The organism is Faecalibacterium longum, assembly GCF_040094125.1.
In the GTDB taxonomy this organism is placed as follows: domain Bacteria; phylum Bacillota; class Clostridia; order Oscillospirales; family Ruminococcaceae; genus Faecalibacterium; species Faecalibacterium longum.
Window position 1 is genome coordinate 50,312 of sequence record NZ_JBBNIH010000105.1, and the last position, 20,737, is coordinate 71,048.

General features: G+C 58.7%; 22 protein-coding genes. 5 read left to right on the forward strand and 17 right to left on the reverse strand.

The genetic code is table 11. The features are described 5' to 3' along the window. Positions 1-223: 223 nt before the first annotated feature. The 9 genes from AAAU26_RS04025 to AAAU26_RS04065 all read right to left on the reverse strand — a co-directional run bounded on the left by AAAU26_RS04025 (position 224) and on the right by AAAU26_RS04065 (position 7,733). The gene (locus tag AAAU26_RS04025) at positions 224-2,797 is read right to left on the reverse strand and encodes a DUF927 domain-containing protein (RefSeq protein WP_227618759.1); all 2,574 of its coding nucleotides are present in this window, start codon (positions 2,795-2,797) and stop codon (positions 224-226) included. Positions 2,798-2,879: 82 nt separating this feature from the next. Continuing rightward, on the reverse strand, positions 2,880-3,659 hold the full coding sequence (locus AAAU26_RS04030) for a hypothetical protein (protein WP_227618758.1): 780 nt from the start codon (positions 3,657-3,659) through the stop codon (positions 2,880-2,882). 15 nt (positions 3,660-3,674) lie between these two features. Next, positions 3,675-4,088 carry a gp33 family protein gene (locus AAAU26_RS04035; protein WP_227618757.1) on the reverse strand — a complete coding sequence of 138 codons (414 nt, stop codon included), beginning with the start codon at positions 4,086-4,088 and terminating at the stop codon, positions 3,675-3,677. 22 nt (positions 4,089-4,110) lie between these two features. Further along, positions 4,111-5,799 (reverse strand): DEAD/DEAH box helicase, encoded by a 1,689-nt coding sequence (locus tag AAAU26_RS04040; protein WP_227618756.1) that lies wholly within the window; start codon positions 5,797-5,799, stop codon positions 4,111-4,113. Positions 5,800-5,891: 92 nt separating this feature from the next. Then, positions 5,892-6,683 carry a hypothetical protein gene (locus tag AAAU26_RS04045; RefSeq protein WP_227618755.1) on the reverse strand — a complete coding sequence of 264 codons (792 nt, stop codon included), beginning with the start codon at positions 6,681-6,683 and terminating at the stop codon, positions 5,892-5,894. A 15-nt stretch (positions 6,684-6,698) separates the two neighbouring features. Then, a complete protein-coding gene (locus tag AAAU26_RS04050; protein ID WP_227618754.1) occupies positions 6,699-7,070 on the reverse strand; it encodes a hypothetical protein in 372 nt (123 codons plus the stop codon). Between the two features lie 51 nt (positions 7,071-7,121). Then, positions 7,122-7,331, reverse strand: a complete 210-nt coding sequence (locus AAAU26_RS04055; protein ID WP_227618753.1) for a hypothetical protein — start codon at positions 7,329-7,331, stop codon at positions 7,122-7,124. A gap of 69 nt (positions 7,332-7,400) precedes the next feature. After that, positions 7,401-7,553 carry a hypothetical protein gene (locus AAAU26_RS04060; RefSeq protein ID WP_227618752.1) on the reverse strand — a complete coding sequence of 51 codons (153 nt, stop codon included), beginning with the start codon at positions 7,551-7,553 and terminating at the stop codon, positions 7,401-7,403. Between the two features lie 18 nt (positions 7,554-7,571). Continuing rightward, the gene (locus AAAU26_RS04065) at positions 7,572-7,733 is read right to left on the reverse strand and encodes a hypothetical protein (RefSeq protein WP_227618751.1); all 162 of its coding nucleotides are present in this window, start codon (positions 7,731-7,733) and stop codon (positions 7,572-7,574) included. A gap of 167 nt (positions 7,734-7,900) precedes the next feature. On the opposite strand from AAAU26_RS04065, the gene AAAU26_RS04070 reads away from it, so the two are divergent. From AAAU26_RS04070 to AAAU26_RS04085, 4 genes are all read left to right on the forward strand, one after another. After that, positions 7,901-8,395, forward strand: a complete 495-nt coding sequence (locus AAAU26_RS04070) for a helix-turn-helix domain-containing protein (protein WP_227618750.1) — start codon at positions 7,901-7,903, stop codon at positions 8,393-8,395. Positions 8,396-8,462: 67 nt separating this feature from the next. After that, entirely contained in the window at positions 8,463-8,891 is a 429-nt protein-coding gene (locus tag AAAU26_RS04075; protein WP_227618749.1) for a DUF4236 domain-containing protein, read from the forward strand. A gap of 180 nt (positions 8,892-9,071) precedes the next feature. Next, positions 9,072-10,577 carry a recombinase family protein gene (locus AAAU26_RS04080; RefSeq protein WP_227618748.1) on the forward strand — a complete coding sequence of 502 codons (1,506 nt, stop codon included), beginning with the start codon at positions 9,072-9,074 and terminating at the stop codon, positions 10,575-10,577. 16 nt (positions 10,578-10,593) lie between these two features. After that, positions 10,594-11,142 carry a hypothetical protein gene (locus AAAU26_RS04085; RefSeq protein WP_227618747.1) on the forward strand — a complete coding sequence of 183 codons (549 nt, stop codon included), beginning with the start codon at positions 10,594-10,596 and terminating at the stop codon, positions 11,140-11,142. A 135-nt stretch (positions 11,143-11,277) separates the two neighbouring features. Here AAAU26_RS04085 and rlmD read toward each other — a convergent pair whose 3' ends face one another. Both rlmD and AAAU26_RS04095 read right to left on the reverse strand, forming a co-directional pair. Further along, entirely contained in the window at positions 11,278-12,654 is a 1,377-nt protein-coding gene (gene rlmD / locus AAAU26_RS04090) for a 23S rRNA (uracil(1939)-C(5))-methyltransferase RlmD (RefSeq protein WP_227618746.1), read from the reverse strand. Positions 12,655-12,668: 14 nt separating this feature from the next. Next, the gene (locus AAAU26_RS04095; RefSeq protein ID WP_158396968.1) at positions 12,669-13,532 is read right to left on the reverse strand and encodes an AraC family transcriptional regulator; all 864 of its coding nucleotides are present in this window, start codon (positions 13,530-13,532) and stop codon (positions 12,669-12,671) included. 201 nt (positions 13,533-13,733) lie between these two features. Between AAAU26_RS04095 and AAAU26_RS04100 the strand changes: the two genes are divergently transcribed. Beyond that, positions 13,734-15,026 (forward strand): galactokinase, encoded by a 1,293-nt coding sequence (locus AAAU26_RS04100; RefSeq protein WP_227618745.1) that lies wholly within the window; start codon positions 13,734-13,736, stop codon positions 15,024-15,026. A 70-nt stretch (positions 15,027-15,096) separates the two neighbouring features. On the opposite strand, the gene AAAU26_RS04105 is transcribed toward AAAU26_RS04100, so the two are convergent. The 6 genes from AAAU26_RS04105 to AAAU26_RS04130 form a co-directional block, all read right to left on the reverse strand. Then, on the reverse strand, positions 15,097-15,426 hold the full coding sequence (locus AAAU26_RS04105) for a hypothetical protein (protein ID WP_158396972.1): 330 nt from the start codon (positions 15,424-15,426) through the stop codon (positions 15,097-15,099). A 39-nt stretch (positions 15,427-15,465) separates the two neighbouring features. Continuing rightward, entirely contained in the window at positions 15,466-15,945 is a 480-nt protein-coding gene (locus tag AAAU26_RS04110) for a hypothetical protein (RefSeq protein ID WP_158396974.1), read from the reverse strand. Positions 15,946-16,269: 324 nt separating this feature from the next. Beyond that, positions 16,270-17,745: a 4-alpha-glucanotransferase gene (gene malQ, locus AAAU26_RS04115; RefSeq protein ID WP_227618744.1), complete on the reverse strand. Its 1,476-nt coding sequence runs from the start codon at positions 17,743-17,745 to the stop codon at positions 16,270-16,272. Positions 17,746-17,763: 18 nt separating this feature from the next. Further along, positions 17,764-18,606 (reverse strand): carbohydrate ABC transporter permease, encoded by an 843-nt coding sequence (locus AAAU26_RS04120; RefSeq protein ID WP_149794286.1) that lies wholly within the window; start codon positions 18,604-18,606, stop codon positions 17,764-17,766. Then, entirely contained in the window at positions 18,606-19,457 is an 852-nt protein-coding gene (locus AAAU26_RS04125) for a carbohydrate ABC transporter permease (protein ID WP_227618743.1), read from the reverse strand. The genes AAAU26_RS04120 and AAAU26_RS04125 overlap by 1 nt, the downstream gene beginning before the upstream one ends. 86 nt (positions 19,458-19,543) lie before the next feature. Then, positions 19,544-20,737: ABC transporter substrate-binding protein (locus AAAU26_RS04130; protein ID WP_349180921.1), on the reverse strand; the 1,194-nt coding region annotated here is incomplete at its 5' end.

Here is a 20,737-nt window from a genome sequence, read left to right on the forward strand (position 1 = left end):
TGTTACTCTTTTGTAAAAAGAGCGGATTTTCGCTTGTTTTTTGGTAACACCTGGGCAATCTCGAACATGTTACCGTGGTGTTTCGTTGGTGTTTCCTGTCCACATGAACCACGCCCTTGTTTTTTCCACTGGAAAAATTTGCGTCGTGGATGCTGCAAAAATTTCAGCCTGGAAAGTTTGCTGCCGCAAGCGTTGCGGCTCTCTGTGGGCTTGCGCACCTGGCTTAGAAGGGCAAGTCGTCTTTGTCCGTGATTTCCCTGAATCCTGCCGGGTCGGGCGGGTTTTGCAGGGCTTCGGTGTCTATGGCGACCATGCGGCAGTTTCTGCCTCCAAACTTTTTCTGTATCTGATACTTTCCGTGCGGGTCAATCTGTATGACGTCGTTCTCTGCAAGCCAGTTCATGGTTTTTCGGTAGGAGAAACCGCCTTTTTCCAGAGCTTCCCGCAGGATGGTGGGCAGGATGAACGCCGTGCCGTCCTCAATGCTGCCGTACCTCTGGCCGATGGCGTTGGTATCGGTGAAGCTGTTGGCATTGGCACTGATCCAGTCGCTGATGTACTGAGCGGCCTGCTCGTTCACGTCCGGCTGTTCCTGTTCCTGGATTCCCGCTGTGATGCAGTTGGCCATGTGCTGGGCTTCCATGAGGGCGGTGTCTGCATCCTCGTGGAAGATGCACCTGGAAAGCATCTGATCTGCAAGGGTCACGGTGGCAACCGCTGCGGTGTGGCTACCGTTCCGGGTTCCCATGAGCACCCGGATGCGTTCCAGCACCTCGCTGTATTCGTCTATTATGGCGCTGTCGCCCATGTCCAGGATGTACTGGATGAACGCCGGGCCTGCCCAGCCGCAGTTTAGCGCTGCCTGTTGGTGCATATCGCTGGCGCTGGTTTCGTCCTCAAAGGGAGCGCCTACCACTTCCAGCACTCGGGTACTCACGCCGGTCTGACTGTTCGCCTTGCCGATTGGTTCCTCGCCTGTCGCCAGAATCACGCTGCGCCAGGTGCGCAGTTCTTGGAGGCCGCCGTCCTTGCTGCCCCGGCTGCGCCCGGTGCCGTTGGCCAGCATATACACGATCTTTTCCAGGCCCTCTTGCTTGTTGCCTGCAAGCTGGCGCTCGTCTATACCGAGCGGGAGGTCGCAGTAAAAGCCGGCCATTCTCTCAAGCGCCACCTGGGTTGCGTTGAAGTTTGCCATAAGCCGCTCCGGGTCGCCCCAGGCGGACAGGGCTGCTTTCAGGGCTGCGGTCTTACCGCCCCGGCTGCCACCCCAGTTGTACACGAAGAAGATTCGCTGCTTGATGATCGCCAGCAGGGGGGCGGCGAAGCTGGCGGCCAGTATGAAGCGGAACCGTGGGCGGCTGCGGTGCGGAGCCATGCTTGCCACCCAGTCTTCCAGGGTGCCGTTTTTGCAGTAGGCGGTAGCCCAGCGGGTCATGCTGGGTTCGATGTCCAGCACCATGTCCGGGGCGTGGCCGGGAAGGAAGCGGTGGTTTGACTGCCAGCCGAAGGTGGAGGTACTTTCCTGCAGGCCGAGGGCGTCGATGTTCTCTTGCTCCAAAGCGCCAAGGAAACGCACCACCTGCTTTGCGTTCTCGCTGGTTACGGTGCAGCCTTTGTCTGCCAGCACCGTAATGCTGCGGCTCTGGAAAATCATGGAGCGGGGGAAAATCGCGTCATGCCACCTGCCGTCCCGCTTCCAGGCGACCTCTATCTTTTCTTCGCCGGTGTCGGTCTTTTTGAGGCGCTTGGTCAGGATGATCGGCGTCCGGCAGACGCAGACCAGCTGTTCTGTCTTTTCGTCGATGCGGCTGATTCCGAACTCGCCGTACTGCCAGCCGGGCGGCTGCCGCAGGTTCTTGGGTGCGCCCTCAATCGCCACCGGGAGGGCGTCGTCGAGGTGTTCCAAGTCCAGGGGTTGCGCCGCTGCCAGCAGTTCTTCCAGCTTGTCCTGGGCGGCTTCCTTGCCCAGGTCGAGGTACAAGGCGGAGGGGTCTTTCTGCCCGCCGTCTGCGCAGGAGAAGGTTTTCACCCCTCCATCAAAGCCGGCATCTTTCAGGGCGTGAGCCACCTTGTCCAGGAAGGTTTGACCGCCCTGGTCGGGTTCCTTATGGATGTAGAGCGTTTCTATCCCCTTGAGGCTCTTCGCCCATTCCGGCTTGAACGTGGAAGCGCCCGGAATGCCCAGGGCGGGGTAGCCGAGGAACCAAAGGGTTTGTGCGTCACTCTCTCCCTCCACCAAGATGCAGCTGCCTGCGATCTCCAAGCCCTCTTTGCGCCAGAGGCCGTAGGGCAGCATATTTCCCGCCGAGCCGAAGCCCCACTTGAACTTGTGCGGCCCCATGCGCTTGCGGGTGACCTTTGGCTTGCCGTCCTCACCGAAGTAGGGGATTTTGACGTAGGGGGTGCCGTCCTTTTCCCTGCCGTCCTCCAGGCTGCAGACCATCCGCAGCCAGGCAGCCGGGAGGTTCTTCTCTTTGGCGTAGTCGTCCACGGTGTAGTTCTGGCGGGCGGGTTCCTTTTTTGCCTCGTCCACTCCATGCTCCCGGAGAATTCGTTTGTAGGCGTCGGCGTTGGAGCAACCGTCCAGCTCCGCTCTGAAGCTGACGTAGTTGCCCGCCTTACCGCAGGCGAAGCAGACGAATTTGCCGGTTTTGAGATCCACGGAAAAGCTGGGCTTGCGGTCGTCGTGGAAGGGGCAGAGGCTTGTCATGCGCTCTTTTTTATATTCGGGTTTCTGCACGAACTTGCTGTATTCCTCTTTATAGTTCAGCAGCTCATCGAGATTTACTTTGTCCACGTCTGTCCTCCAAGTCAAAAAAGTTGCGGGCCGCAAGGCTGTTACCCTGCAGCCCGCACTGGGTCAGTCGGAGGCCGTGAAGTTAGAACGGTACATCGTTCTTGTCGCTCACCGGGGCGAAGCCGTCAGCGTCGGTCTGTGCGACGGTGGGCTGTTCTGCCTCCGCCACCACAGGTACCGTGGAGGCCACACTCTTGATCCAGGCCACCGTGGGCTTTACCTGTTCGATCTGTGCCGGGGTCAGGTCGCCCGCCTTGGTGAACACGCAGCTGCTGTACGCAATGCCGTCTGCGCTCTTTTCCTTCTTGAGCTTGATGGAGGTGAGTACGCTGCTGCTGCGCTTGCCCTTTACCACCAGGCGCTTTGCGACGTAGTCCTTAAAGGCCCGCAGGCTCGTAGGGGGCAGGGAAATCAGGATGGGCAGCATCTCGCCGCTGCGCAGGAGGTAAATGCGGTGACCGTTCTTGCAGGCCTTGCCGTTGCCCTTGCTGCTGCTGCCAAACTGGTTGAAGGGGCAGGTGGAGCAGTCCCGGACTTCGCCGGTCTTGATGTCCAGACCCTGCTTTCCGTCCGCGCTGCTGCAGTCCGGCACGTTGTTGCTGCCGTCAAACTCGCCGGGCCAGTAGCTGTTGACGGCGTGATGGTGTACGATTACGCCGGTCAGGGTCTGTACCACTTCGGGGTTGTCCGGGTCGTCGCCGGAAAGCTCAAAGGTCACACTGCCACCGGCAGGAATCTTCACGGTGTCAAAGGGAATCTGGCCGAGGCCGTCCAGTTCTTCCTTGATGAGGTCAGTGACCTCGCTGCTGATGGGTGCCAGAGCGAAGCTCTGAACCGCGGTCAAAGCGTTTTCGTTTGCCATGGTGTTTATCCTCCCTTACTGTTTCCGGCTGCTCTTGCGCCGGGTGATGTCGTTGAAGCTGTACACGTTCACAAGTCCCTCGAATTCCTCGGGAAGCTCGTCGTCATTTTCCTCTGCCAGGTTGCTCATGGCACCCTGCAGGCTCTGTGCGTTGACCGTTTCTTTGATCAGGTCGCCCAGGCCGTTGGAGCGGAGGGCGTCCATCAATTCGGCGTCCTTGCCTGCTGCCTTGCTGTATTTGGTTTTGGGCGTCAGGGTGTAGGAGTAGCCGTTCCGGGTGATCTGCGGGGTTTCGTCCTCGATCATGGCCGTTGCGAGGGCGTCCCGGGCGGCCTCGATGGCCCGGTTGTTGGCCTTGGTTTCCTCTGCCAGGCGGTCTTTTTCATCCAGCAGGGCGCGGTATGCGTCCACCTGTTCGGGAATCGTCATTGTTGTTCTTCCTCTCTTTCGGTTAGAAGTAGGTTCGCCAGCTGTCCACTATGGTTTTGGCGATGTCCTCTTTTTTCTCAAGGGCTGCAAGCACCTTGTCGTCGATGCTGTCCTCCACCAGGAGGTGAATGTAAGTCACCGGGTTGCTTTGCCCGATGCGGTGAATCCGCGCCAAAGCCTGCGCGTAGTTCGCATAGTTGTAATCCATGCTGTAAAAAACTGCGGCGCTGGCGGCGTGAAGCGTTATGCCGAGGCCGGCTGTCTGAATCTGCGCCACAAAGACCTTGGTTTCCGGGTTTTGCTGGAAGTCGTCCACTATGCCGCCCCGTTCTGCCTGCGGAACGTCGCCGTAGATCGAGCCGTACTTGATGCCCTTCTTTCGGAGCAGGTTTTCAATGGCTGCGATTTCGGGGCGGAACCGGGCAAAAACCACCAGCTTCTGCCCGGCCTCCTGGACGTAGTCGTCCAGAATGTCCTCCAAGGCGTCCAGCTTGGCCGTGCCGATCTGCTGCGGGCGGGTGCCGTCGTCGGTCTGTGTGAAGCCGCCGGTGAGCTGCATCAAGCGGAGCATTTTGGTCAGCACCGTGGTTGCGGTTATGCTGTCGCCGCCTGCAAGCTCCGCGAAGCTGGACTTTCGGAGTTGGTCGTAGAGCTTGCGCTCCGCCGGGCTGAACTTCACATATCGGTTCTCGAAGGTCTGCGGCGGGAGGTCGAGGCATTCGGCTTTGGTTACGCGGTAGGCTATGGAGTGTTCTTTCTGTATGAGCTGCTCCATGTGCTTGTAGCCTATGATCTGATGCTGTCCGTAGCCGCCCATTACGCAGTAGCGGTTTCGGAAAGCGAAGAAGTTCGAGCCGAAGACCGCCGGGTCTAAAAAGCGGTACTGGCTGTACAAGTCCACGGCGTTGTTTTGCACCGGGGTTCCGCTCAAGGCCAATTTATAGCGGGCCTTGTCGCCGAGCTTGTGCAGGGCTTTGCTCTGGGCGGCACTGTGGTTCTTGATGCGCTGGCTTTCGTCGCAGACTATCAGGTCGGCGTCGTACTCAGCCAGGGCGTCAAAGATTCCGTCCCGGTGGGTGCTTTCGTAGTTGATGACCGCGATCTTGAGCGAGGCGAAAGGCCAGACCTCCAAGGCGTCCAGGCCTTCCAGGCGCTTTTTCTTTTCTCCCAGCAGGGTTTCGCAGTGGTAGGGGAAAGCGGCGAACTGCTGCAGGTCGTGGGGCCAGACGCTGCACACGCTGGTCGGGGCTACTACCAGCACCCGCTCGATGCGGTGCTGCTGGTACAGGGTGCCCATCGTGGCAATGGCCGTCAGGGTTTTGCCGCAGCCCATTTCAAAGAGAAAACCAAAGCCTTTATGCTGTTCCTTGCCTCCCGAGGTGAGTTGCAGCAGCGCCATATTGGCGCCCCGGATTTGGTGCTGGAACATCTGCGCCCTGACCGGGTATGCTGCAAGCGGTTTCGGCTCTGTGGCCTCCCGTTGCTGTTCTACCTGGCGGGCGACCTCTGCCAGGCGTTCCCGTTCGGTCTCCACGAAGTCCGGGAGAGTGAAGCGGTTATGTAAGGCGTTAAGGGCGTCCAGGCTGACCGGGCCGGTCATGGTGCGTGTGGTTTTGTTCCAGCGGAAAATCCCCATGCGCTTGAGTTGGTCGTACCGCAGCGGCTCTATCTCGGCCAGTATGATCTGGCCGTGCTGCAGGGCTATTTTCATTTCTGTATGCGTCCCCTTTCTGTGGTGTTATCCCTCGTTCCCACCCTCCGCCGTCTGCGCTACTCCACGGGCGGCGGCATCCAAATGGGGCTTTACAGGGTCACATTGACTTTGCCTGCGGCGATCTCATCACACAGGGCGGTTTCCAGGTAGCACTTGACTGCATCCCGGGCGGCCAGCTTCCACATCCCGCCGTCCGCTGCGGTCAGGCTGATGCTGCGGTCATCGTAGACCCGGAACACAAACTCGCTTTCCGGCTGTTCCACCTCCTGGAAGGTGCGGTAAGGCGCCAGGGTTACGATGGGGCGGACTGCCTTGTTCTCCACAAAGCTGACACCCTTGCGCACCTGCACCGTCTGCGTGATGCCGTTGTCGTCGCTCTTGACGCTCTGGTCAAAGCTCATGTGGGAGAGCAGGTCGAGGATGTAATCCACGTCGTTTTTCTCGCCCTCGGGCGCCCGCTGGAACATGGAGCGGAGCTTGATCATCGCTTCGTCGAAGCTCCAACGCACATCCTCAACCAGCGGCGGGAGGTCGCTGGCGTTGGCGGTATAGGGCGTCCAGCGGTAAAGGTCTGCATCTGCAATCGGGCGAGTAAAAACTTTCACGCTATCGTAGGAATTGCAGGAAACGTAGAGCGGCAGGGCGTCGTTACCGAACAGGGTGTCAACTTCCGTCTTTACGAGCACCACCAAGGCGTTCAGGCTGCGGGTGATGTACATGCCGGGCTTTGCCAGTTCCGGCGGCTCAACTTCCGTGTAGTCGCTGCCGGTTACCAGGAAGGTGCGCCCATTGACTTCGTGGAAGGTAGGCTCTGCGGCTTTCTTTCCCAGGTCGGCGAGAGAGGCGATTGCGTCCGCGAGGAAGCTGTTCTTGATCTCCATTTTGTAGTCCTTTCTTTATGCAGTGTGAATGTCGGCAAACTTGAGAACCTTGCGCTCCGGGGCCTCGCCACCGTAGGTGTCGAACTGGCCGGGAATCTGCGGGGTAAGCTCCACAGCTACGGTGTGGCCGCCCTCCTGGCCGACCGCAAGGGCGGTCTTGACCGGGTGCAGGGCCGCCAGGGTGCTGGAAGCGGTAGCGCTCACCTCAACGTGCTGGCGCTCCTCGTCCGGCTCCAAGGTGATCTTCACCGTAATGGTGCGCTTGGCGGTAGCCTTGGTGTTCGGGTCGCTGATGTTCTGAATCACGCGGCCCATCTCGTAGTCCAGGCGCTCCTTGATGGCGCCGTTGGCCATGTCAATCAGGCTGCTTGCTTTGGTATGTTCCATGTCGTGCCTCCTTTGGCGTTGTGGGTGGATGTTCGGGCAGGGGCTGCGGCCTCACCTTCTTTCGTGGGTGTAGTCCAGTAGGCGGCGAAGGGTCAGGCCGAGGTTATAACCCAGGCGGTCGAGCCGTCCGGCCTGGTCGAGAGCCAGGAAAATCCAAGCTGCAAGCACCAGCACTTCGTAGACCAGCACCCCGGTATAAAGTGGGGCGCGAGCTGCGGCCTGGCCTGCGGTGCAGCCGAACTTCATCAAAAGCCTTTCCATTTCCTTCGTTGCCTCCTGTTAGTTTCTCGTATCAGCAGTGTTGAAAGCCTGGGGAAAAGTGTGGAAAAATCACCTCTTTTCGGGCGTTTCCCGTGCCCGGGGTTTCTCGCTCACAGCTGCCAGAGTTTGGTAGGCCGGGGCGGTGTTTACGGTGTACGGCACCCGGACGCCCGCCGTTGTGCTGCGGGTTGTGCCGTCCGGGAAGTGGTTCGTGATCTTCATGCGGGTCACCTCACCCCCTCACCCTGCCCGCTCGGTGATGCTGCGCTGGGTAGCCATGCCCAGCATCACGCCGTTTAAGACCAGCTGCTCTTCCCGGGTCGCGCTCTTGAAGGCCGCGACCACTGCCGCGATCTCGGCGGCGCTGGGGGCGTTGTTCTTCTCTGCGGTGTTGTTCTTCATGTTGCTGGTTCACCTCCGTGTGGTTTCTATAACCGAAGTCTTGAAGTTCGGTTACGCAAGTATAATACTTCGATTATCGAAAAAAGTCAAGTATAAAAATCGCTTTTGGACTTGAATTGTCGAAATTTTGTGGTAATATAGGAACCACAAGAAAGGAGGTGATTTGAGTGACCGAAAATGAACGTGTAAAGGCAGTGCGCCAGGCGCTGGGGCTAAGCCAGCAGGAATTTGGTTCCAGGATTGGAATTAAAATCTCCGCTATGTCGTACCTTGAAAGCGGGAAAAGCCGCTTGACGGAATCAAACGCGATTCTGATCTGCAAGGAGTTCAACGTCAGCCGGGAATGGCTGCTGAACGGCGCCGGGGAGATGTTCCTGCCGGAAAGTTCCGGCGCTGTGGATGCCCTGGCTGCGCAGTACGATCTGACGCCGTTGGAGCGGGACATGGTAGAAAATTACTGCAAGCTGTCCAAAGCCCAGCGGCAGGCGTTCTGGGATGTGATGCAAAAAATCATTGGTTCCTCTGCGCAATCCGGAAGCGCAGAGGCATCTCCGCCTGGTTCCGGGGTAGCGGCTGCCGAGGCCGCCTACGAAAAGAACTTTGGTACTGCATCCGGCACCCCAACTGCCGCAGCTATGAGTACACCCGCAGACACCGGGTAAAATGAAAAAAAGACCACGCCCCAGTTGGGGTGTGGTCTTTGGTGGTAAACAGAAAGGAGGATTTATTATGGGTGTTCGTGCAAGAAAATCTTTTAAGGCTGGCCCCGCCCGGGTGACGTTCAGCAAGTCGGGCGTATCAACCAGCGTTGGAGTGAAGGGCGTTCGTGTTGGCAAAATGGCAAACGGAAAAACCCGGACGACCCTCTCGGTTCCTGGTACTGGTATCAGCTATGTGTCCGAGAGCGGAAAATCTGGCGAGGACGATTTTGAAATTGAAGATCGTCCAAATAACAAAACATCTCCCGTAGGTACTTGTATTTTTGGGATTTTGGTTTTTGTTTGCGGAGCCTTGTTTTTAATTATATCCATGATCTATCCGCTTTGCCTGATCGTTGCGATTCCTTTTCTCGTGGGCGGCTTTAAGCTAATTCGCCACCCGAAGAAATACTCTGCAAAGTGGAACAAATTTTTTGGCTATGAGGAAGATAGCCAGTAAATAAAAAAAGCGCCGACCCTCTGGAAAGGGTCAGCGCTGGGGCCAGTGCTACAACATAAAAAGGTGAGGCGGCCGCTTCCTGCTGGAACAGGGGGCTGCGCCACAAAGCACAGGCAGTTGGCATGGAACCGACTGCCTTTATTGTAGCACGTCGCCCTGAATTTGAAAAGGGGTGATTTTATGCGCGATATGGATTCCGCCCGCCTGCGGGTGGTGTGCTATGTCCGCGTCAGCACGAGAGAGCAGGCCGAAAAAGGCTATTCTGTCAGCGAGCAGCAGGAGCGACTAAAGGCGTACTGTCTGGCGAAGGACTGGGTGGTTGCCCAGGTCATCACCGATCCGGGTTTTTCCGGGGCAAAGCTAGAACGTCCGGGTATGCAGCAGCTGATCTCCCTTGTGCAGGCGAAAAAGTGCGATGCTGTTTTGGTCTGGAAGCTGGACAGGTTGTCCCGCTCCCAAAAGGATACCCTGTATCTGATCGAGGACGTGTTCCTAAAAAACGGCTGCGCCTTTGTTTCCATGAACGAAAACTTTGATACATCCACGGCGTTTGGCCGGGCTATGATCGGCATCCTGTCGGTGTTCGCCCAACTGGAACGTGAACAGATCCGGGAACGCATGGCGGTTGGCCGTGTCGGTCGGGCAAAGGCCGGCCTCTTCCATGGCGGCGGCTTTGCTCCCATCGGCTACGATTACAAGACCATTGCCGAGGGCGGCGCTGGGCTTGTAGTGAACGAGTACGAGGCAATGCAGGTGCGGGAGGTGTTCTCTCTATACCTCCAAGGCTGGCCGGTGAACCGCATTCGTAAATATATGGCTGCGCACTACACCACAAAGGACGGCGATTGGGGGTCTGATACCACAGTGCGGGACGTCCTCAAAAACCCGCTGTACACTGGGAAGATAAACTGGGCAAAAAAGGTATATGACGGCCAGCACGAGCCGTTGATCTCGCAGGAAACCTTTGACGCTGCCGCTGCCCGGCTTGCCACCTCAAGCTGGAAGCGTACCTGTTCGGATGGTATGGAGCGGAATTCTCCGTTCAAATCCACGCACCTGCTGGGCGGCATTATTTGGTGCGCCCGCTGCGGCGCCCGGTACTTTGCCAGTGGCAATTACTCGGGAAGAGGCGAGAATAAGCGCTACTGGCCATACTACGTTTGTTACTCTCGGGCAAAATCCGCAAAGCACATGATCCGCGATCCAAACTGCCGGAATGACCGCTGGGCGGTGGCGAAGCTGGACGCTATTATAGAGGGCGAGATTCGGAAGCTGGCGTTTGACCCGGCGGCGCTTGAGCTGGCGGTGTCCGGGCCGCAGCAGGACGAAGATGTAGCCCAGCGCCGGGCTGCGCTGCAACAGCGCCTGAACGATCTGCGGGCGCAGATGGGGCGTGTTCTGGACTTGTACCAGATGGGCGGTTCACTGCCTGCCTCTATGGTCGGAGACCGCGTGGCAAAGCTCCAGGCGGAAATTGACGGCGTGGAAGCCGCCCTGGCGGAGGCCGTAGAGGAGCCGCCCACCCAGCGCCTGGATGCTGCCCGGGCTGCCTTGGTCGGGGCAGAGGACGTTCTGGACAACGGCACTCTGGACGAAAGGCGGGAGCTTGTCCATAGCCTTATCCGCCGTATAGATCTGGACGGGGAAAATATTGATATACATTGGAGCTTTTCCCCTGAGACGTAGTTGATAGGTGGTATATATGGAAAAATTGCATTTCAAAGTATCGTCGCCTGAGAGCTTTATTAAACTGGCCTGTACGATGCTTTTTGAAAAAACCGACGCGCATAAAGAATGGGGTTCCGTATGGAATGAAGTGTTTGCGGGAATCCAAGGTGAAGAATTATTTTTGAAATTCACGGAGGAGCTTTTTCCTGCAGGCTGCACAATAGGAGAAAACGAGTTAAACAAAATTATGGCTCGGGCGGTGAACTTCGTAAAAAATGACCCACTATGCATTGACGCAAAGAATTCCTATGACAAAAAGCGGTTTCCATATTGGGTATATTTTATCCCGGAACGCAAGCTGTTTGTATGTGAATTTGCTGGACATGAAGAAGCCATCATCCGGGCGCTTACGTTGTTTTTCGGAAAGTCGGTAATTGACTACAATTTGCAGGCATTGCAAAAATTTATAGTAAACTCTTTTGAGATACGATCCAGTAGATCGTCGGTGAGCTCAATCGCAGAGGATGTGCAATACATTCAAGAATCGGCTTTCCTTAGGAGCATTGGAGCGTACAAAGAATAAAAGCACAAAGGCCGTCCGTACTGGGCGGCCTTTGTGCTTAGATTGCGGAATCGCTGAATTTACGCGCACTTTTCGCTGACTTTTCGCAAATCGCGCGAATAACGCGATTTTGTTGACGCCGACAAAATCGGCAGGTTATTTGTCTACTCTGATATAACTACTGCAAACCTCCACATGCCGTGTTCGGGGAAAAAGGTCCACCGGCTGCACCTTCTCCGCATGATACCCATGCTCTTCGAGCCATGCGGCATCTCTTGCGGCGGTGGAGGGGTTGCAGCTGACGTAGACCACCCGGCGGGGGGACATCTGGACGACGGCGGAAAGGGTCGTCTCGTCGCAGCCCTTGCGGGGTGGGTCGAGCATGATGACATCAGGCCGCAGGCCCTCAGCGGCGAGGCGGGCCGCAGCCTGACCGGCGTCGGCGCAGAAGAAGCGGCTCTTAGCGGCGACGGCGTCGCCCATCCGGGCGGCGTTGGCCTTGGCACTGTCAATAGCCTCAGGCACGATCTCCACGCCGATGAGCTCCCGGCAGCGGTCGGCCATGGAGAGACCGATGGTACCCATGCCGCAGTAGAGGTCGAGCAGAACGTCCGAGGGTTCCAGCTGGGCGTACTCGGCAGCGATGCCGTAGAGCCGCTCAGCGGCCAGTGTGTTGACCTGATAGAAGGAGAGGGGGCCGAGTCGGACCGGCACACCGCAAAGAGTATCCTCGATGTAGCCCGGGCCGTAGAGCGAGATGGTCTCTTCACCCAAGATGACATTGGTCTTCTTGGCGTTGACGTTGATGAGGACGGACGCAATATCGCTGAACTGCTCCCGCAGCGCGGCCACGAGCTCCTCGCTGTGGGGAAACTTCGGGCGGGTGCAGACGAGGCAGACCATGATCTGGCCGCTGTGTGTACCCCGGCGCAGGAAGATATGCCGAACAAGGCCCTTGCCGCTCTCCTCGTCGTAGGGCTGGATGCCGTGGGCGGCGAAGAAGCTGCAGAGCGCGTTGCCGATGTCGTTCAGGACGCCGGGCTGTAATCTGCAATCGGGGCAGGGGACGATGCGGTGGGTGCGGCCGGCGTAAAAGCCGATGCAGGGCGCACCGTTTTTGTCGCGGCCCACCGGGAACTGTACTTTGTTGCGGTAGCGGTCCACCTCAGGGGAGGGAAGGGCATCCAGCACCGGCACATCCAGTCCGCCGATGCGGCGGAAGGCGTCGGCGACGCTCTCCTGCTTGGACCGCAGCTCGGCGGCGTAGTCCATGTGCCGCAGGCTGCACCCGCCGCAGGGGCCGGCGACAGCACAGTCCACCGGGATGCGGTCAGGCGAAGGAGTGAGCAGTTTGTCCAGGATGCCGAAGGCATACCGGCCGCAGTCCTTGACGATACGCACCTGAGCCTCATCGCCGGGGGCAGTACCCGGGACGAAGACGGCCTCGCCCTCCGGCGAGTGGGCAACGCCGCTGCCGTCGCTGGAAAGACGCTCGATGCGGAGGGTGAGAAGCTGGTTTTTCTGTAAGGGCATGGAATGATCTCTCCTTATGTCTCGTCAGGGGCGGGCTGGACGTCTGCGTCAGCCTGCGAAGTCATATACTTGCTGGGCGGCACACCTTTGGCGCGCTTGAACACCCGCGAAAAATAGAACTGGTCGAGGAAGCCCACCGATGCCGCCACCTCGGCAATGGACAGTGTGCCGCTGCGCAGCAGCTTGCAGGCTTCGTTGACCCGGTATTCGGTCAGATAGTCGATGGGGCTTTTGCCCACATTGAGCATGAACACCCGGTACAGATGGCTCCGGGAGACGCCGACGCTCTTGGCGACATCGTCGATGGAGATGTCGTGGGAGTAGTTGAACTGGATGTACTTGATGGCGTTCAGGACATACTGGCTGGAAGAAGAGGTGCTGTGGGGGCGGCTCTCGCTGGTCTCCCGCATCAGGGCGGCGATGAACAGGTAGAGATAGCCCACCATCGCGGCCTCGTCCTGGGGCTGCAGGCCGCGGGAAGAGTAGATGCTGCTCAGGGCCGCCCGCATCCCCTCCAGGTCCTGGGTGTGGTGGACGGGAGCAGCGTCGGTGAAAGGCAGCTGCGCCGCAAGCTTGTGGGCGCAGGCACCGTTGAAGCCGACCCAGCTGTACTCCCACGGCTGGGCCTCGTCGGCAGTATAGCGAATGAGCTGGCTGGGGCGGGCAAAGAACAGATCGCCCGGCACGACCTCGTAGGTGCGTCCGCCGACCTCGAACACGCCCTTGCCCGAGACGACCAGATGAATGAGGTAGTGGTCCCGGATGCCGGGACCCCAGGTCTGCCCCGGAGCACAGCGCTCCAGACCGCAGTTGAAGATGGACAGCTCGATGTTGTTGGTGTAGTTCTGCTTGAACGACTGCTTGTAGACGTCTGCCATTGCGGTTCCCTCCTGCCTGTTGGCTCTATAGCCTGAGTATACCACATCTGCCCCCGCAAATTCAACAAAAGTACATCTTATTCTTTGGACTGGACACCGAAAATTACTTTTTTTGCGGGTTGAAATTGCAAAATGGCAGCGGATGCATTACAATAGCGGTAACAAACCGAACATTGCAGAGAGCGCAGGGAGGGGTTCTGGATGGCAACCAGCAGGCAGCTCAGAGAACAGATCGCAGCAGGGAGGTGGGACGCCACGCTGGCCGCGCTTTACGGCGGCAGCGAGGAGGTCCTGGCCCGCCAGCGCAGCCGTTATGATGCGGCCCTTGAGCAGTTTGAGCTTTACTATGGGCCGGGGCGGCAGGTGCAGGTCTATTCGGCTCCGGGCCGCACAGAGCTTGGCGGCAACCACACCGACCACCAGCACGGTTACGGCCTTGCGGGTGCGGTCACGCTGGACCTTGTGGCGGTGGCGTCCCGGAACGAGGATGGCTTCATCCGGGTCAAGTCCCGTGGCTTCAACAAGCTGGACGTCATTGATTTGACCGAAGCGGAGCCGCAGCAGGGGGAGAGCACCCACTCGGCCAGCCTCATCCGGGGCATCGCGGAGGGCTTCCGGGCAAAGGGCTGCGATGTGGGCGGCTTCGATGCCTACACGGCCAGCGATGTGCTGCGGGGCTCGGGACTGTCCAGCTCAGCAGCCTTTGAGATGGGCGTGGCCATTATCCTTAACACGGAATATGGCTGCGGCCTGGACGCCCCTGCGCTGGCCCGCATCTGCCAGTTTGCGGAGAATACCTACTTCGGCAAGCCCAGCGGCCTGCTGGACCAGCTGACCAGCGCCGTGGGCGGGGTGCTCTTTGCGGATTTTGCCGACCCGACGGCACCGAAAATTGAGAAGATACATGCGGACGGCGTCCTGCCCGAGGGCATGACCCTCTGCGTCACCGATACCCGCGCCAGCCACAGCGAGCTGACCGGCGAGTTCGCGGCCATCCGGAACGAGATGGAAGCCGTGGCAGCCTGTCTGGGCGGCAAGGTGCTGGGCGAGGTGGAGGAGAAACACTTCTGGCAGGAGTTGCCCCGTCTGCGGGAACAATGCGGCGACCGCGCCGTGCTGCGTGCCATCCACTATTTTGAGGAGAATGCCCGTACCCTTGCCCAGAGAGATGCTCTTGTGGCAGGAGACTTTGCCGCCTTTGCCCGGCTGGTGGAGAAGAGCGGCCACTCGTCCTTTGAGTGCTGCCAGAATGTCTACTGTGTTTCTTCGCCGAAGCATCAGGGGCTGTCGGCGGCGCTGGCTATCAGCCAGAGCATCCTTGCAGGCACCGGCGGTGCATGGCGGATGCAGGGCGGCGGCTTTGCCGGAACGATCCAGGCTTTTGTACCGGATGCGCTGGTAAAGCGCTACTGCGCTGCGATGGAGGCGCTGTTCGGCCCGGGCTGCTGCTATCTGCTCTCGCTGCGGGAACAGGGAACCGTGCGGGTCATGTAAAACACAAAAAGAATGCCCTGCGGCATGGTGAGGATCCACCGCCGCAGGGCATTTTTGATTTCAGGAAAAATCAGCCGCGCTGAGACTTTGCGTCTGCACGCAGAGCGCTCATATCGTTCTTGTAGGTCTGAAGGTCTTCTGCAGCCTTGCTCGGTCCGCCGAAGAAGAAGGTGTGGACGCCTTCCACGGCATTGAAGCCGGCCTTGACCACATTGAACAGCAGCTTCGGAATGAACGAGATGGAGAGAGAGAGCAGTCCACCTCTAAAGAAGAAATCAGTGAAACGGAGATGGTCCGTAAATGAGGTCCATGCGTCACGAAATGCGCCGCCGCCGCCAAGAAGGGCTTTTTCTCCGTCCGGTACAACAGCATAGGAAGAAGGCATCTGGATGCGTTTCATAAACGACTCCTTTCTATCACTCCGTCAAATCAAACAGACTCAGGCAGCTGCAGCCACGATGGGGTCAGTGATGCCGGCATCCTGCTGCTGGGACGCGGCAATATTTGCCTTGGTCTGCGCGTAAGCATTCTTGAGCTCGATGAAGATGGACTTGACCGTGTTATAGATCTGGATAGCCTGCATTGCGCCGTACCAGCCAGCGAGAGCGCCGACCGCCACAGTGGCAGCTTTGCCGGCCTTGTTCTGGCCATCCCAGTAATAGGAGACCGACTGGGACAGAGTCAGACCATCCTTGTGCATCAGGATGAGGCCGCCAACGGCTGTGCCGAGGGCGGCTTTGCCCATCAGCTGGCCAAAGTTGACCGTGAAGTTGACCACAGACTGAAGCAGGGCCTCGGGATGGAATTCGATGAGATAAGAGCCTATCTGGATGGCACCGCCATCAATATAGGTCATTTCATCGGCAGAGAGGGCAGTGTAGGAAGCCGGCATCAGCGGGCTCTGATATGTAAGTTCCATAGTGGGAATGCTCCTTTCGCACATGCGCTCCGTCCACAGACGGGGACTAAGTTACCTGAATTATAGCATAATTGCCCAAAAACAACAAGAGAGCGAAAAAACATAATCGGAACGGGATTTGGGACTCCAAAACGGAAAATCCAGGAGAAACAAACGAAAAAACGATAAAATATAAAGAGCAAAGCAGGCCGGAGACTCCGAAAAAATGTTGTGTGAAATTTGAAGAAAAACGCAAAAACAGCAGCGCCCCGGCTGCTGTCCGTGAGGGGACGGCAGGCAGGGCGCTGCTGCTATCAGGATGAATCGGAGAAAAATGGGGAAAACTTAAAGTTCTTCGCCCGGCACACGGTGGTACAGCGTGGTCAGCTCAGCGATGTGAGCGCTGAGGGCCGGGGTGAGCGGCTGGGTGAGCCGCCACTGCCAGTTGGCACCCTGGGTGCTGGGGGTGTTGATGCGGGCCTCAGCGTCCAGATGGAGCCAGTCGGCCAGCGGGATGACAGCCATGTCCGACACGCAGGAAAGGCAGGCGCATATCATGGCCTCGGTGAGGTCTTCGGGTGCGCAGCGCAGGTAGCGGCAGGCGTAGGCCACATCCTCGGCGCTGGCGCTCTGACGCCAGCCCTCGGCGGTCACGTTGTCGTGGGTGCCGGTGTAGACCACACTGTTGCGGGGGTAGGTGTAGGGCAGATAGTTGCCCGGCTCGCGGCTGTCGAAGGCGAACTGCATGATCTTCATGCCCGGGTAGCCGCTTGCGGCCAGCATGGCCTTGACCTCGGGGGTCAGATAGCCCAGATCCTCGGCGATGATGCCGCCCTCGCCCAGAGCCTTGTGCATGGCGTCGATGAAGGCGCGGTCAGGGCCTTTCTCCCAGTGACCGCCCGCAGCGGTCTTGTTCCCGGCGGGGATGGAGTAGTAGCTCTCGAAGCCCCGGAAATGGTCGATGCGGACGACGTCGTAGATGGAAGTAGCGTGTTTGATGCGCTGCTTCCACCAGCGGAAGTCTTCGGCCTCATGGCGGGGCCAGTCGTAGAGCGGGTTGCCCCAGAGCTGACCGTCGGCGGCAAAGGCGTCGGGCGGACATCCGGCAACGCTGGTCAGGTGGACGGCGCCGTCGGTCTGGAACAGCTCCGGGTGGGTCCAGAGGTCGCTGGAATCGGGGCTGACGTAGATGGGGATGTCGCCCACCAGCTGGATGCCGTGGCTGTTGGCATAGGCCTTGAGGGCGTTCCACTGGGTGTAGAAGAAGAACTGCACGGCTTTGTAGTAGTCCACCTCGGCGGCCAGCCGCTCTTTGGCGGCGGTGAGGGCCGCAGGCTCCCGGGTGCGCAGGTCGTCGGGCCAGTCGGAGAGACCGGCCTGCTCCTGCTCGGCCTTGACGGCCATGAAGAGGGCATAGTCCTCGAGCCAGCCGCTCTGGGCCTCACAGAAAGCCTCATAGGCCGGGGTGGGGGAAGCCAGCAGGCGGTCAGCCGCTTTATGGAGCACCACGGGCCGCTGCTGGTAGAGCGCACCGTAATCGACGGGACCCACCGGCTGGGACGCGGGCAGCTCAGCCTCGGTGAGGAGGCCGTCCACTGCCAACAGACGGAAATCGATAAAGTAAGGGTTGCCGGCAAAGGCAGAAAAGCTCTGGTAGGGGCTGTCCCCGTAGCCCGTAGGGCCGATGGGGAGGATCTGCCAGTAGGTCTGCTTTGCAGCCGCAAGGAAATCGACGAAGGCAAAGGCTTCATTTCCCAGCGTGCCGATGCCGTAAGGACCCGGCAGGCTGAAGACGGGCATCAGAATGCCGCTTGCACGCATGGCTGGAACCTCCTTGTTTTAACCCTTGACAGCGCCTGCCACGACACCCTCGATGATGTACTTCTGGCAGGTCATGTAAAGGATGATGATGGGGATGATGGCGATGATGATGCAGGCCATCATGGGGGCCAGCTCGACGCGGCCATAGCCGCCGCGGAAATACTGGATGGCCATGGGAATGGTGCGGTACTTCTTGATGTCCAGCACCAGCGTGGGCAGCAGGTAGTCGTTCCAGACCCACATCGTCTCAAGGATGGCGGTGGAGATCATGGTGGGCTTGAGGATGGGGAAGACGACCTTGAAGAAGATCTGGATCGGGTTGCAGCCGTCGATCATGGCAGCCTCTTCGATCTCGATGGGGACGCTCTTCATGAAGCCGGTGAACATGAACACGGCCAGACCGGCACCGAAGCCCAGATAGATGATGCAGATGTTCCAGGGGGTGTTCAGATTGAGGGTGTCGGCGGTCTTGGACAGGGTGAACATGACCATCTGGAAGGGGACGACCATGGAGAAGACGATGAGCAGATTCATGAACTTGCTCAGCTTGTTGTTCACGCGGGTAAGGTACCAGCCGGTCATGGAGCAGCACAGCAGGATGAGGGCCACGCTGGACACGGTGATGACGAGGCTGTAGCCAAGGCTGGACAGAAAGCCCATCTTGGTGACGCCGTAGATGTAGTTGCTAAGGCCCGCGAAGGTCTCAGCCGTAGGCAGCTTGAAGACGGTGGAAGTGGTGAAGGTGCCTTCTATTTTCAGGCTGTTCTGCAAGATCAGGACGATGGGATAGATCCAGAGCAGGCACAGCAGGCTCATGATGACAGTGAGGATGTTGTCCCACATTTTTTTATCTTTCGGCATTACTGCTGCACCTCCTTGGAACGGGTAAACTTGAGCTGGATGAGCGAGATGATCACGACGATGAGGAAGAACACCGCGGCCTTTGCCTGACCGATGCCCTTCCACTGAGCACCAGAGCGGCCATAGAAGGTGTTGTAGATATTCAGGGCCAGCATCTCACTGGCGTTGGCAGGCTCACCGGCGGTCAGGGCCACGTTCTGGTCGAACAGCTTGAAGCTGTTGGTCAGGGTGAGGAAGGTGCAGATGGTGACACTGGGCATGACCATCGGGATCTTGATCTTGAACAGGATCTCACGGTCATTTGCGCCGTCGATCTTCGCAGCCTCAATGAGGTCGCCGGGGACGCTCTGCAGACCCGCGACGTAGATGATCATCATGTAGCCGATCTGCTGCCAGCACATCAGGATGACCAGACCGACGAAACCGGCCTTGGCGTCCAGCGCCAGCAGAGGCCTCTGCAGGTTGGCCAGCACACCGTTGAGCAGGATCTGCCAGATGTAGCCCAGCAGGATGCCGCCGATGAGGTTCGGCATGAAGTAGACGGTGCGGAAGAGGTTGGTGCCGCGGATGCCGCGGGTGAGCACCAGCGCGATGGCGAAGGCGCAGACATTGATGAGAACGGTGGACACCACGGTGAACGCCGCCGTAAAGCTGAAGGCGTGGAGGAAGGTCTCGTCCGAAAAGACGTTGATGTAGTTCTGCAGGCCCACGAAGGTGGTCTTGCTCACGGTGGTGAAACGCTGGAAGGAAAGATAGATGCCCCAGATGAAGGGCCAGATGAAGCCGATGATGAACGCCAGCAGAGTGGGCAGTACGAACACCGGCCAATATTTACTGATGGCCTTTTGCATGATATACCTCCTGAAAAAGAAGGGGAGGCGGGCGAACACATCGCCCGCCTCCCCGTTATCCAGCTACTGCGGAAGAAGGAGAACGTTTAGCCGTTGGCCAGCTTGTACTCCTTGGCCCAGCCGTCCACAAAGGCGGTGACCACATCGTCCCAGCTGCCAGTGCCTGCTGCATAAGCAGTCAGTGCAGAGCCGACGCCGTTCTTCCACTCCTCGGAAGGCATGGTGGAGAAGCACCAGTCAACGCTGGTCTTGCCCTCAGCAACATAATCGTTGGCGATGGCGATGAGGGGGTTGGTGGAGTCCTTAGCCTTCTTGAAGGGGATGACGAAGCCCATCTTGTCAGCCATCGCGCTGGTGCCGGCCTCAGAGGTGACACACCAGTACAGGAAGTCCAGAGTAGCCTGGATGTCCTCATCGGAGGAGGTGTTGTTGACGCACCAGAAGTTCTCGGAGCCGGTGCACAGGCCCTGGTTCTCCTCGCCCTCAGCGCCGATGTAGATAGGCAGCATGCCCAGGTTGTCGTCGCCCAGATCCTTCACGTCATTGTAAGCCCAGGTGCCGTTCTGGTAGAAGACGGCCTTCTTGCCCACGAACTCAGCCACGGCGTCGTTGCCGGTCTTGGAAGCCAGCAGCTTGGGGTCGCAGGTAGAGTCGGTGATGTACAGGTCCCAGATCTTCTTGTAGTTGTCGAGGTAGGTGCCCTTGATGGCGTCGGTGGAGCCGATGCCGTCAGCCTTGTACTCGTAGTAGATGGGCAGGTTTGCCAGATGGGTCTTGAAGCGCCAGTCGGAAGAACCGTCCATGCCGGCGGAGGTGAAAGCACCATCAACGCCCAGCTCAGCCTTGCGGGCCTGAATGTCGTCGGCGACCTTCTTCAGGTCATCGAAGCCCTTGATGTCGTCCTGGGTGTAGCCGGCGGCGGTCAGCAGCTCCTTGTTGTAGATGATGCCGTAGGTCTCGATGACGTAAGCGATGCTGGTAACGGCATCGCCGTCCTTCAGTGCAAAGGAGTCGCTGGTCAGCTCACCGTACAGCTGGCTGTCGGACAGGTCGAGGCAGTAGTCCTTCCAGTTTGCCAGACCCACAGGGCCGTTGACCTGGAACAGGGTAGGAGCTTCGCTCTTCTCCATCTCGCTCATCAGGGTGGTCTCGTACTGGCCGGAAGCAGCGGTGACAACGGTCACAGGCACGCCGGTCTCCTTGGTGTACTCAGCGGCCAGATCCTGCCAATCCTGATCCTGCTCGGGCTTGAAGTTCAGGTAGTAGACCTTGCCGGCAGC